The following is a 12,727-nucleotide window of genomic DNA, read 5'->3' on the forward strand; positions in this document are numbered from 1 at the left end:
CATCGAGCGAGTAGATCGAATGCCGGCCGCCCTCGCGTTCGAGATCCCACGTCAACCCCGCTTCTCGCGTCGCCTTTCGGATCTTTCTCACCATGTCGTCTCGCGTTGTCACGGTACGCGTCCAGCCCACACTAGACAACTACGTCTAGTGGCACTTGACAACTGCCTGATCGGCGCGTCTTCGGCTCTCGACATGAGATTTCCCCCTCCGGCGACTCGTCCCCCGACTCGTCATGACACCGAGAGTAGAGCGACCCACTGACAGAATTCGGGCGACGGGCGTGGCGGGGTCTACCTGCGCGGACGGGTAGACTGGCTGCTCGTGAGTTCCATTGCCGACGAGGTCTCCCGCCGCCGCACCTTCGCCATCATCAGCCACCCCGACGCGGGTAAGTCCACGATGACAGAGGCCCTGGCGCTGCACGCCCGGGTGATCAACGAGGCGGGCGCGATCCATGGCAAGTCCGGCCGCAAGTCGACGGTCTCCGACTGGATGGAGATGGAGAAGGCCCGCGGCATCTCGGTGAGCTCGACGGCGCTGCAGTTCAACTACACCTCCTCCAGCGCGGCCGCGGATTCCGAGCCGTCGGTGATCAACCTCGTCGACACCCCCGGCCACGCCGACTTCTCCGAGGACACCTACCGCGTACTCACGGCTGTCGACGCGGCGGTGATGCTCATCGACGCCGCGAAGGGCCTGGAGCCGCAGACGCTCAAGCTGTTCCAGGTGTGCCGGCACCGCGGCATCCCGGTCATCACCGTGATCAACAAGTGGGACCGCCCGGGTCGCACCCCACTGGAGCTGCTCGACGAGATCTCCGAGCGCATCGGCCTGACGCCAACTCCCCTGTTCTGGCCCGTCGGCATCGCAGGCGACTTCCGTGGCCTCCGCGACGTGCGCAAGGACGAGTACGTCCACTTCACCCGCACCGCCGGCGGCGCGAAGATCGCACCGGAGGAACACCTTTCGACCGATGCCGCCCTGGACCGCGAGGGCGATGTGTGGGCCGAGGCGGTCGAGGAGACCGAGCTCATGACCGAGATGGGGCAGAGCCACGACCAGGAGATGTTCCTGGCCGGCCAGACCTCGCCGGTGATCTTCACCTCGGCGATCCTGAACTTCGGTGTGCGCCAGCTTCTCGAGTCGCTCGTCGAGCTCGCGCCGCCGCCCGCAGCGCGCGAGAGCATCGCCGGCGAGGAGCGCGAGGTCACCGATCCGTTCAGCGCCGTCGTCTTCAAGGTGCAGGCCGGCATGGACTCGGCGCACCGGGATCGCTTGGCGTTCATGCGGATCGTCTCCGGAGAGTTCGAGCGGGGCATGGTCGTGCAGCACGCGCAGACCGGCAAGCCCTTCGCCACCAAGTACGCGATGACGGTCGTCGGCCGTGACCGTGAGACCGTCGAGACCGCGTACCCCGGCGATGTCGTGGGCCTGGTCAACGCGAACGCCCTCGCCCCCGGCGACACCCTGTACGACGGTGCCAAGGTCCAGTTCCCGCCGATCCCCTCGTTCGCGCCCGAGCACTTCGCCGTGGTCCGCGCCGACTCGGCCGGCAAGTACAAGCAGTTCCGCAAGGGCATCGAGCAGCTCGGCACGGAGGGCGTGGTCCAGTTGCTGCGCAACGACGTCCGCGGCGACGCCTCCCCTGTGATGGCCGCGGTCGGCCCCATGCAGTTCGAGGTCGTGGTCGCCCGGATGAAGACGGAGTTCAATGTCGACGTGCAGGTCGAGAACCTCGGCTACTCCGTTGCGCGGCGGACGGATTCGCCGAGCGCGGACGAGCTGAACCTGCAGCGCGGCGTGGAGGTCTTCGAGCGCAACGACGGTGCCCTCCTCGCCCTGTTCTCCGACAAGTGGCGGCTGCAGTACATCGAGAAGGAGCACCCCACTCTTACGCTCCAGCCGCTGGTCGCCGCGGCGGATTAGCCTGCAACAGCCTGTGGCGGGGTCAGCCGCAGTGCGTGCGACGTTCCTCGTCGGTCATGGAAACGGGAACCAGAGGCGACACGGTGGCCTGCCACACGCGGACCTGGATCTTCGCAGCGGGACCAGCCACACTCCGCGCGACGGAGTATTCGATCAGCCGATACGCGCGCCCCATGCCATGGCGTCGGAACTGAGTGCCCGTGAAGCCCGAGTCCGTGGACTTGACCGTCCAGCGCGTCGTCGGATCCTCGCGGGCCATCACGGCTTTCCACTCCTTGACGGCTTGCTGCACGAAGAAGAGTTCTTTCGGCAGTGGCGTATTGGCGACCGGAATCGTATCCGCCGCCCATGGCGTCAGGCCTGAAGCGCTCGTAGTTCGTCCGTCGACGATCTCGGCGCTGTCGACCGACCGCGACAGCGAGATCGTCCATTCAGAGAACGGCTTTCCCGGGCACTCGAATCGGATCAGGTCGGGCGCGCTGCGGCCCGTTTTGTCGTAGCCCGTGGATTCGCGAATGTCTGCGACACAGTGCGCCCCGGCAACCTGCGATCCGACCGCACACGTGATGGGCTCGACATCACGGCTTCCACACCCTGACAGCACCAGAAGTGAAGTTATCACTATGGATGCCCGCATGCGGTTAACGTACACCCGATGGGGCGATTTCGTCACTGACCAGCCGGGCGCTCGCTGCGTTACTCAAGGAGAATTACATCGACACGGACTGCACCGGGGTCGCTGCAGGCAAGGGCTTCTACGACTACTCGTAGCTCGCGACACTGCGGTCACGAACTCGTGCTGTACGCGGGTTCGCGACCGAAGCCTTGAGCGCCGTCCCCAGATTCGCGGCGCACCGCCGCCGCACCTCATCGATGAGATCGTCGGCCTCGGCGGAGTCGATCAGGCCGCGAACGGCAAGGGCGAGCAGCCCGTTGATGCCGGCCCAGCACTGGACCACCTCCGCCCGCGCGGTGTCTGCGGGCTCGCCGACCGCGTTAATCACGACGTCGAGAGCGCGGGCCAGGTAGCCGCGGACCTCGGCGCGTGCGGCGCGCACAGTCTCCGAGTCCTCACCGTGCACGTCGGTGAGGCCGAGCAGTCGGAAGGCGATCGGTTCGCGACGATGGAAGTCGAGGTACTCGTCGAAGGCCAGGCGCGCGGCCTCCTCGCCTCTTGCGCCGGCGACCGCAGCGGCCATCGCATCGACGTGCTCACTACCCACCCGACACGCGAGCACCGCGTAAAGGTCGGCCTTTCCGCCGGGGAAGTTCGAGTAGATGCTGGTCAGGGCGATATCCGCCTGCGCGGCGAGCTCGTCGACCGACGTTCCGCGGTAGCCACCGGGACGCGCGAACAGCACGCGCGCCGCATCGAGCAGCGCCGAGCGGGTGCGCCGGCGACGCTTGTCAACGGGTTCCGCCAGGAGCGATTCCATGACACTATCCTAGTCATATTTCGTTTTCATAGTCAGCCTAGGAGATCAAGATGACCGTGTCCCCCGACCAGCTCGACGCCGGCGCCGCCGACGGCTCCGAGATCATGAAGCAGTTCGTGCCGGCCTCACCCTTCGTCGCGCTGCTCGGCGTGCAGTTGGAGGACATCTCCGACGGTGCCGCCACCCTCCTTGTGCCGTACCGACCGGACCTGACGACGGTCGGCACGATGATGCACGGCGGGCTCATCGCCGCGGCCGCGGACATCGGCGTGATGGTGGCCGCCTGGGCCGGACGCCCGGTGCCGGACAAGCTGCGCGGGGTGACCGCGTCGCTGTCGCTGAACTTCATCGCGCCGCTCATCGAGGACGGGCTGCGGGTACGCGCCCACCGTCTGTCGACGGGACGGAAGACGAGCCACGTGCGGTGCGACATGTACTCCGAGTCGGGCGACGTGCTGGTCGCGAGCGCCACGGGCACGTACCAGATGGGCTGACGCGAAATGTGCGGTCGTTCGTCTCGACGATCATGAGTACGAACGACCGCACATTTCGCGGCGGTCAGACTCGAGCCCGCTGCGGGACCTCGCGCGCCAACAGCAGGGCGACGGCGCCGAGCAGCGTGCCCGTGATCCGGCGCTGCCAGACGGCCCACTCGGGACGGCGGGCGATCAGAGCGGCCACCGCGCCGGCCGCGATTACGATGGCAGCGTTGACCAGCATCGACACGGTGATCTGCACGCCGCCGAGGAGGAAGCCCTGCGCGGTGGTGTGTCCACGGCTCGGGTCGATGAACTGCGGGATCAGCGCGAGGTACATGATCGCCGCCTTGGGGTTGAGCAGGTTCGTGACCAGCCCCATGCGGAACAGCTTGGCGTTCGAGTCCCGCGGTAGGTCGGTGGTCTCGAACAGCCCGCGCCCGCCGGGCCGCAGCGCCTGCCAGGCGAGGTAGCCGAGGTACAGCGCTCCCGCGGCCTTGAACCCCATGAACAGCCAGGGCACGGCCACGAACACCACGGCCAGCCCGACATTGGCCAGCGTGAGGTAGACGACGAAGCCGACGGCGGTGCCGGACAGCGAGATCAGGCCCGCCGTGCGCCCCTGGCTGATACTGCGGGAGACGAGGTAGATCATGTTCGGCCCGGGCGTGAGCACCATGGCCAACGCCGTCACCACCATTCCCGCCATCGCGGTCCACGAAACGATCATGGGATCCATCCTCACGAGAACTGGCCTCGCCGTACATAGCCAGTTGACTGTGACTGGCCTGACGTCCGGGCGGCCACAGCCGACTGTGCAATCGTGACCGCCAGTGCCATATCGGTCATGTGTCCGATATGGCGCTGGCGGTCACGTTTTCATAGTCGCCGAACCGACGTCCTCATGCGATCGAGGTCGCGCCCGTCGGCGGATGCGCCGCCACCGTCTTCGACGGTGCGCCGCGTCGTCGGTCCAGCAGCGCCAGGACGATGATCACCGCCGGGACCATGATGTCGACGACGAGGATCCCGCCGGTGTTGCCCGGCTGATGATCTCCGTGCGCGAACCACTGGAAGAGATGCCCGAAGGCCGCGCCCCACAGGAAGATCGCGTACCCGACGCCGTACATCAGCCGGAACTCCGGGTACCGGAACGCCAGGACGAGAGCCATGGCCGCGAAGCCGAGATTGGTGAAGGCGATCTCGAACTGGAAGGGGTTGCCAATGGGGAAGCCGATCTCGTGCGCCATCATGTCCGGCGCGACGAGGAAGCTGATGCCGACCCAGGCGGCGCCGACACCGGCCCAGGTGAGCCACCAGCGCTGCCAGGTCTCCAGCCGGCGGCCGGGGCGGCGCGCCGAACGGATCGACGCCCCGATCACGGCGATGACCGGGAACAGCACGGGCGTTGCGGAGTGGATGAGGTATTGCGTCGATGTGTTCATGACATCAGTCTTAACAAGTTAATATTAAGTCGTCAAGACTCAGGTAGGATTCCAATCATGAGCGAACCCACCGAGGGCCTGGGCGACGTCTTGAGCCACATCACGATGCTGCTGGGCATCGTGACCCGCGAGCACGGCGAGCGCGGGGCGCCGAGCTACAGCCGGATGCGACTGCTCGGCACCCTGGAGGAGATCCAGCCGGCCACGCAGCACGAACTCGCACAGGCCATGCTCGTCTCGGATGCGGCCGTGAGCCGCATGTTGACCGCGCTGGTGCCGGAGGGACTGGTCACCGTCGAACCCGATCCCGCACACGCCCGGCGGCGCCTCGTGCGCCTCACGGACGACGGCGCCGAGCTGTTCCACGCGTCGAGCAACGACTATGCGGCACAACTGAAGAAGGCCCTCACCGAGAGGGACTTCCCCTACGATCGCTACCTCCGCGACAGCATCGCGCTGCGCGACTTCCTCGCGGCCGCAGCGGGCCGCGGCTGATCAACTGCCGAGGATCGTCTCGATCTCGGACTCGTCGACATCGTTCACGGACGCGGGCGAGAACTTCGGGTCGCGGGTCTTGTCGATGAGGACGGCGCGGATGCCCTCAACGAAGTCGGGGCGACGCACGAGGCGCGCGCCGACCACGGCCTCCTCCGCCAGGCACTGCGCCAGCGTGCGGTTCGGGGACTCCTGGATCAGGCCGAAGGTGACGAACACCGAGGTCGGGCACGCTGTGGACAGCTGCTCGCGCGCGGTGTCCGCCCACGCCCCCTCGGTGGTCGCCAGCGCGGAGAGGATCTCCGGCACCGCGCCCAGGCCGAAGACCTCGGCGATGGCGTCGAGCGGCAGCGTCGGCACGGGGGCCGGGCCGGCGAACTCGGCGAGGACCACGTCGAGGTCGCGGCCGGCGAGCAGGGCCGTCTTCACGTCGGCCATCGCGGCCGAGGGCACGAAGTGCGTCGCGAGCCCGACGGCGAGCGCGTCTCCGGCTCCGATCCGCGCGGCGGTCATGCCCATGAGCTCGCCGACACCCTTCGGCAGCCGGCCCAGGATGTGGGTGGCACCCACGTCGGGCAGGAAGCCGATGGCCACCTCGGGCATCGCGATGAGCGCCTTCTCGGAGACCACCCGGTGCGAACCGTGGATCGAGACACCCACGCCGCCACCCATGTTCACGCCGTCGATCAGCGCGACCACCGGCTTGGGGAACTCGGCGAGGCGCAGGTTCATGTCGTACTCGTCGCGGAAGAAGGGCGTGAAGTCCTCCCCCGCCACGACCTGATCGCGGATGGCACGGATGTCGCCGCCGGCGCAGAAGGCCTTGGGCGAGGCGGAGGTGATGAGGACGCGCGCGACGGCATCGTCGGACTCCCAGGCCTGCAGGGCCTCGTCGATCGCATGCACCATGTCGCTCGTGAGCGCGTTGAGCGCCTTCGGACGGTTCAGCTCGATGTGGCCGGTGCCCCCGACCACGGTGGTGACGATCTCGGCGTCGCTCACAGCTCACTCCTCGCGATTGGTCGCATATCCAACTAAATCAGTATGCCAGGTGCCCGCGTAATCTGGACCGGCGATGGCGAATCTTCTCGGCGCGGATGCGCTGCACCTCGAGTACCCGACCAAGACGGTCTTCGATTCGGTGTCCCTCGGCGTCAACGAGGGCGACCGGGTCGGCATCGTCGGCCGCAACGGCGACGGCAAGTCGAGCCTGCTCGGCATGCTGGCCGGTACGCGCGAGCCCGACTCCGGACGCGTGACCCGACGGGGCGGCGTCCGCGTGGGCGTGTTGACCCAGACGGACCTCTTCGACGACGGCGACACCGTCGGGCACACGGTCGTCGGCGACACCCCCGAGCACGTGTGGGCGGGCGACCCGAAGGTGCGCGACATCCTCTCCGGCCTGCTCCTGGACCTACCGTGGGACGCGCGGCTCGGGGAGCTGTCCGGCGGGCAGCGCCGCCGCGTGCAGCTCGCGCAGCTCCTCGCGGGCGAGCACGACGTGCTGATCCTGGACGAGCCGACGAACCATCTCGACGTCGAGGCCATCGAATGGCTCGCCGGCCACCTCAAGACCCGCTGGCCCGCGAACCAGGGCGGCCTGCTCATGGTGACGCACGACCGGTGGATCCTCGACGAGGTGTGCACCGCCACCTGGGAGGTGCACGACCGCATCGTCGAACCCTTCGAGGGCGGGTACGCCGCGTACATCCTGCAGCGCGTCGAGCGGGACCGGCAGGCCGCGTCGATCGAGCAGAAGCGGCAGAACCTCGCGCGCAAGGAGCTGGCCTGGCTGCGTCGCGGCGCTCCGGCCCGCACCTCCAAGCCGAAGTTCCGGATCGACGCGGCGAACGCCCTCATCTCCGACGTCCCCGAGATCCGCGACAAGACGGAGCTGCAGTCGCTCGCCGTCTCGCGGCTCGGCAAGGACGTGGTCGACATCCTCGATGTCTCGGTCTCGTACGGCGAGAAGCAGGTGCTCAGCGACGTCGAATGGCGCATCGCCCCCGGCGAGCGCACCGGCGTCCTCGGCGTCAACGGGGCCGGCAAGTCGACCCTGCTCGGGCTGATCGACGGTGCCACCGAGCCCACGTCCGGCACCGTCAAGCGCGGCAAGACCGTCAAGGTCCAGACACTCACGCAGCGCCTCGACGAGCTCGAAGAGCACTGGAACGACCCCGTCCGCGTGGTCCTGGCGAACCTCGCCACCAGCTTCACCGTGGGCAGCGGCTCCAAGGCGCAGGACCTCACCCCGTCGCAGCTGCTCGAGCGGCTGGGCTTCGCGTCGGCCCAGCTCTCGACGCCGGTCAAGGACCTCTCCGGCGGGCAGAAACGGCGCCTGCAACTGCTCCTCATCCTCCTGGACTCGCCGAACGTGCTGATCCTCGACGAGCCCACCAACGACCTCGACACCGACATGCTCGCCGCGATGGAGGACCTCCTCGACTCGTGGCCGGGCACACTGATCGTGGTCAGCCACGACCGCTACTTCCTCGAGCGCGTCACCGACCAGCAGTACGCCATCCTCGAGCGGCGCCTGCGGCACCTGCCCGGCGGCGTCGACGAGTACCTGGCGCTGCGGCGTGCCGAGCGCGGCGCCGGCTCGGCCTCCGTGTCCGGTTCCTCCGGTTCGACGGTGACCGCGCCCGAGTCGGGGCTGAGCGGCGCGGAGCTGCGGGCGGCGCAGAAGGAGGTCACCGCCGTCGAGCGGCGGATGGCCAAGCTCAGCGAGCAGATCCAGAAGGCGAAGAACGCCCTGGCCGATCACGACCAGGGCGACTACGCCGGCCTCGCCGACGAGATGAAGAAGATCTCCGCCCTCGAGGACGAGCTGGCCGAGCAGGAACTGCGCTGGCTGGAGCTGTCGGAGTCGCTGGAGGGCTGAGAGTCGCGGCGGTCATCCGGCCGCCGCCGATTTCTCCCCTTCCCGCAGAAATCGCCGCTCCCCGCAGGTATCTTCGCTCGCCCCGCGGATACACGCGGGGCGGGGCGATTTCTGAGGGGAGCGGCGACTTCTGCCGCGCGTCAGGCGACGTTCGCCGCGTACTTCGCGGGATCGGCGTCGAACTTCGGGGCGCACGAGGGGCAGCAGAAGAAGTACCGCTCGCCGTCGTAGTCGCGGAACAGGCCGCGCGCCTCGGCGGTGGACTTGACCACGGGGTTCCCCACCATCACGGGGCAGGTGGTGGAGTCGTCCGCGGACGCGGTGGTGGGTGCGGCGCCCAGCCGGATGTCCTCGGGCCCGCTGGAGTTCGTGCTGCAGCAGCTCATGTCGGCGGTGTCCTCTCGATCAGTGGAAGTGGTGGAAGGATTCGGGTTCTCGGTTGCGCCGCTCTCCGCCGTACTGCGGAACCCGCGCAGCCGCAGGCTGTTCCCCACCACGAAGACGCTGGAGAAGGCCATCGCCGCACCGGCGAGCATCGGGTTGAGCATGCCCAGGGCGGCCACCGGGATCGCGGCGACGTTGTAGGCGAAGGCCCAGAACAGATTGGTCTTGATGGTGCGGAGGGTGCTGCGCGACAGGCGGATCGCGTCCACCGCTGCCCGCAGGTCGCCGCGGACGAGGGTGATGTCCGAGGCCTCGATCGCCACGTCGGTGCCGGTGCCCATCGCCAGGCCGAGGTCGGCGGCGGCGAGCGCGGGGGCGTCGTTGACGCCGTCGCCCACCATCGCGACCACGCGGCCCTGCGCCTGCAGTCGGGTCACCACATCGACCTTGTCCTGCGGCATGACCTCCGCGATCACCTCGTCGATACCCACCTGCGCGGCGATGTGCCGGGCGGCGGCCACGTTGTCGCCGGTGAGCAGCACCGGAGTCAGGCCGAGAGCTCGCAATTCCCGGATCGCCTGCGCACTGGTCGGTTTCACGGTGTCGGAGACCACGAGGATCCCCCGCGCCGCGCCGTCCCAGCCGACTGCTACGACGGTCGCGCCGCGGGCCTCGGCCGCGGCCTTGGTCGCCGCGAGACCGTCGCTCAGCGTCAGCGCCCAGTCGGCGAGCAGCGATTCGCGGCCCACGATCACGCCGTGGCCGTCGACGACGCCCTGCACGCCCTGTCCCTCGACGTTCGCGAATCCCTCAACGGGCGAGAGCGTTCCGACCTTCTCCCGAGCGCCCGCCGCGATGGCCTGCGCGATCGGATGCTCGGAAGCGTCCTCGAGCGCGCCGGCGAACCGCAGCACGTCCTGCGCCTCGACGCCCGGCTCGGCCACGACGTCGACGAGGGTCATCCGCCCGGTGGTCACGGTGCCGGTCTTGTCGAGTACGACGGTGTCCACGCGCCGGGTCGATTCGAGGACCTCCGGCCCTTTGATGAGGACGCCCAGCTGGGCGCCGCGGCCGGTGCCGACGAGCAGCGCCGTCGGGGTGGCGAGGCCGAGCGCGCACGGGCAGGCGATCACCAGGACCGCGACCGCGGCGGTGAAGGCCGCCGCGACGGGGAAACCCGCGCCCAGCCAGCCGCCCAACGTGATCGCGGCGATCGCGATGACGATCGGTACGAAGAACCCGGAGATCCGGTCGGCGAGGCGCTGCACCTCGGCCTTCCCGGTCTGCGCGTCCTCGACGAGTCGCGCCATCTGCGCGAGCTGCGTGTCCGATCCGACGCGCACGGCCCGGACCACCAGGCGCCCACCGGCGTTCACGGTGGCGCCGGTGACGGCGTCTCCCGCACCGACCTCGACCGGCACGGACTCCCCCGTCAGCATCGACGCGTCGACGGCCGAGCTACCGGCGACGACCACGCCGTCGGTGGCGATCTTCTCGCCGGGGCGCACGACGAACTCGTCGCCCACCGCGAGCAGGTCGACGGGGACCTTCACCTCGGCCCCGTCACGCAGGACCGAGACCTCCTTCGCGCCGAGCTCCAGCAGCGCGCGCAGCGCCGCGCCCGCCCGGCGCTTGGAGCGCTTCTCGAAGTACCGCCCGGCGAGGATGAACATCGTCACACCCGCGGCCACCTCGAGGTAGATGTTGGCGGCACCGGCGGACGGCGCGAGCGTGAAGCTGAAGGGGTGCACCATCCCCGGCTCCCCCGCGGTCCCCAGGAACAGCGCGTACAGCGACCACAGGAACGCGGACAGCGTGCCCATCGAGATGAGCGTGTCCATCGTGGCCGTGCCGTGCTTGAGGTTGGTCCAGGCCGCCTTGTGGAAGGGCCATGCGCCCCAGAGGATCACGGGCGCGGCGAGCGCCAGCGATGCCCACTGCCAGTAGGTGAACTGCAGGGCGGGGACCATCGCCGTGGCGATCACGGGCACGGCGAGCACGACGGCGCCGATCAGCCGGGTGCGCAGGGACTCCAGTTCTCGGTCGGCCGGGGAGAGCTTCTCGCCGCCCGAGGCCGACGGCGCCGCGGGCCCGGACGGCGTTGCGCTGTAGCCGGTCTCGGCGACCTCGTCGATGATCCGCTGCACGTCCACGCCGTCGGGCGCGGTGACCTTCGCCTTCTCCGTGGCGTAGTTGACCGTGGCGCTCACACCCTCGATCTTGTTGAGCCGGCGCTCGATCCGGTTCGCGCACGATGCGCAGGTCATGCCGCCGATGTCCAGTTCGACGTGTGATCCGCCGGTAGCGGCCTCGGTGCTGCTCATGGTCGATTCCTCCTCGTCGCGTTCTCGGGTCAGTGGCCGCTGTGATCGGCGGCCGGCGGGGTGGCGATCGGCGCCGATCCCGCTCCCGCGGCATCGACCACGAAGCTCGCGGTGCGGACGGCACCGTCGACCTGGAAGTCCAGGTACAGCAGGTAGCGACCCGCCGTGGGCGCCTGCACTTGGAAGGAGATCGACGGTCCGCCGGTCTCGCCCGGCTTCGGCGCGTCCCCCTCGGGGTGTACGTGAAGGAAGGCCAGATCGCCCTGGCGCAGCGCCACGAGGTGCCCGAAGGCGCCGAGGTAGGGCTGCAGCGTCGTGACCGGCGCACCGTCGCGGGTCACGCGCAACTCGACCGGGCTCGACGCACCGGCGACGAGGTCGCCGTCGAGGGTGACGGTGAACCCGTCGACCTGCGCGGTCCGCGTAGGCGCGGGATCCGCGGGCTCGACGGTGCCCGCGACGTCCACCGTGCGCGAGAGAGTGACCGCGTTGCCGACGGCCGGGGCGAAATCGGCGTAGACGCGGTACGAGCCGGCCTCGGCCCAGCTCCACGGCACGGACCACGTGCCCGTTTCCCGGTCGAGCGTCGGGTGGACGTGCCGGAAGTCCCGCCCGTCGGACCGCACGACGATCAGGTGCAGGTCCTTCTCGTGGGTGGTGGTGTACGCGGCGACAGGGGCGCCCGCAGCGTCCTCGATCCGGAAGCTCAGCACGCCCGCCTCCCCGACGCCCCGCGGCGCGGCGACCGGCGACAGCGTCAGTCCCTCGGCGCTCAGCGCGACGCCCTTGAGGCTCGGCACCGCCGTCCCGGTCTCGCCGGTAGCCCCGCCGTGTCCCGCATGCTCGTTCATCTGTCCGCTCTCCTGATTCCACTGCGCCACCACGCTGTCCGGCACCACAGCGCCGGCCAGGCCGTAGGCACCGCCGAAGGCCACGACCAGCCCGGCGCCGTAGACCGCCAGCCGTGCCGCCGGGTTCATCGAGCGCCGCTTCCGCCGGCCGCCGTCCATCGGATCCTCCTCGGTAGCTGATACCCCTGCTGGGTATCTGACACACCGAACGTTATACCCCTAGGGGGTATATGACAAGAGCCGGTTCCGCACGAATCCCGGCGTCCTCGTCGGCCACCGCCAACACCGCCGGCGAATTCTGTTCGCGCCGCACAATCCGATCGCGGAACCGGACAGACATTCGGGCGGATTCCGTCTGAATCCGCAGCTCCATACCGGTTTGCGGTCTTGCGTGAAAGCGATTGCGATACAGCATTTTCCGAGGGAACCTGGCCGAACGGCCGGTGTTTTCGAGCACCCCGACCACAAATGTCGACGGCGACCGAAACATCGAGCACAGTCGGAT

At 69.0% G+C, this 12,727-nt stretch carries 11 protein-coding genes; 4 read left to right on the forward strand and 7 right to left on the reverse strand.

All coding sequences use genetic code 11. The features are described 5' to 3' along the window. Window positions 1–322 precede the first annotated feature (322 nt). A complete protein-coding gene (locus tag AXK61_RS22455; RefSeq protein WP_068574910.1) occupies window positions 323–1,927 on the forward strand; it encodes a peptide chain release factor 3 in 1,605 nt (534 codons plus the stop codon). 22 nt (window positions 1,928–1,949) lie between these two features. On the opposite strand, the gene AXK61_RS25220 is transcribed toward AXK61_RS22455, so the two are convergent. Both AXK61_RS25220 and AXK61_RS22465 read right to left on the reverse strand, forming a co-directional pair. After that, complete coding sequence (locus AXK61_RS25220; RefSeq protein WP_139058105.1) at window positions 1,950–2,564, reverse strand: hypothetical protein; 615 nt, start codon at window positions 2,562–2,564, stop codon at window positions 1,950–1,952. 124 nt (window positions 2,565–2,688) lie between these two features. Then, window positions 2,689–3,363 carry a TetR/AcrR family transcriptional regulator gene (locus tag AXK61_RS22465; protein WP_068747039.1) on the reverse strand — a complete coding sequence of 225 codons (675 nt, stop codon included), beginning with the start codon at window positions 3,361–3,363 and terminating at the stop codon, window positions 2,689–2,691. Window positions 3,364–3,413: 50 nt separating this feature from the next. On the opposite strand from AXK61_RS22465, the gene AXK61_RS22470 reads away from it, so the two are divergent. Beyond that, window positions 3,414–3,857 (forward strand): PaaI family thioesterase, encoded by a 444-nt coding sequence (locus AXK61_RS22470; protein WP_068574908.1) that lies wholly within the window; start codon window positions 3,414–3,416, stop codon window positions 3,855–3,857. A 64-nt stretch (window positions 3,858–3,921) separates the two neighbouring features. Here the strand turns inward: AXK61_RS22470 and AXK61_RS22475 are convergent, their stop codons facing one another. Both AXK61_RS22475 and AXK61_RS22480 read right to left on the reverse strand, forming a co-directional pair. Next, window positions 3,922–4,566, reverse strand: coding sequence for a LysE family translocator (locus AXK61_RS22475; RefSeq protein ID WP_197466906.1), 645 nt, complete (start codon window positions 4,564–4,566; stop codon window positions 3,922–3,924). A 175-nt stretch (window positions 4,567–4,741) separates the two neighbouring features. Beyond that, window positions 4,742–5,284 (reverse strand): DUF6790 family protein, encoded by a 543-nt coding sequence (locus AXK61_RS22480; RefSeq protein WP_068747040.1) that lies wholly within the window; start codon window positions 5,282–5,284, stop codon window positions 4,742–4,744. Between the two features lie 57 nt (window positions 5,285–5,341). Between AXK61_RS22480 and AXK61_RS22485 the strand changes: the two genes are divergently transcribed. After that, window positions 5,342–5,779 (forward strand): MarR family winged helix-turn-helix transcriptional regulator, encoded by a 438-nt coding sequence (locus AXK61_RS22485; RefSeq protein ID WP_068574906.1) that lies wholly within the window; start codon window positions 5,342–5,344, stop codon window positions 5,777–5,779. Here the strand turns inward: AXK61_RS22485 and AXK61_RS22490 are convergent, their stop codons facing one another. Next, window positions 5,780–6,781 (reverse strand): enoyl-CoA hydratase/isomerase family protein, encoded by a 1,002-nt coding sequence (locus AXK61_RS22490; RefSeq protein ID WP_068747041.1) that lies wholly within the window; start codon window positions 6,779–6,781, stop codon window positions 5,780–5,782. 73 nt (window positions 6,782–6,854) lie between these two features. Between AXK61_RS22490 and AXK61_RS22495 the strand changes: the two genes are divergently transcribed. Beyond that, the gene (locus AXK61_RS22495) at window positions 6,855–8,663 is read left to right on the forward strand and encodes an ABC-F family ATP-binding cassette domain-containing protein (RefSeq protein WP_068574904.1); all 1,809 of its coding nucleotides are present in this window, start codon (window positions 6,855–6,857) and stop codon (window positions 8,661–8,663) included. 140 nt (window positions 8,664–8,803) lie between these two features. On the opposite strand, the gene AXK61_RS22500 is transcribed toward AXK61_RS22495, so the two are convergent. Continuing rightward, complete coding sequence (locus tag AXK61_RS22500; protein ID WP_082778209.1) at window positions 8,804–11,371, reverse strand: heavy metal translocating P-type ATPase; 2,568 nt, start codon at window positions 11,369–11,371, stop codon at window positions 8,804–8,806. 29 nt (window positions 11,372–11,400) lie between these two features. After that, window positions 11,401–12,351, reverse strand: coding sequence for a heavy metal-binding domain-containing protein (locus AXK61_RS22505; protein ID WP_068747193.1), 951 nt, complete (start codon window positions 12,349–12,351; stop codon window positions 11,401–11,403). Between the last annotated feature and the right edge of the window lie 376 nt (window positions 12,352–12,727).

The sequence above is a fragment of the Tsukamurella pseudospumae genome, assembly GCF_001575205.1.
In the GTDB taxonomy this organism is placed as follows: Bacteria; Actinomycetota; Actinomycetes; order Mycobacteriales; family Mycobacteriaceae; genus Tsukamurella; species Tsukamurella pseudospumae.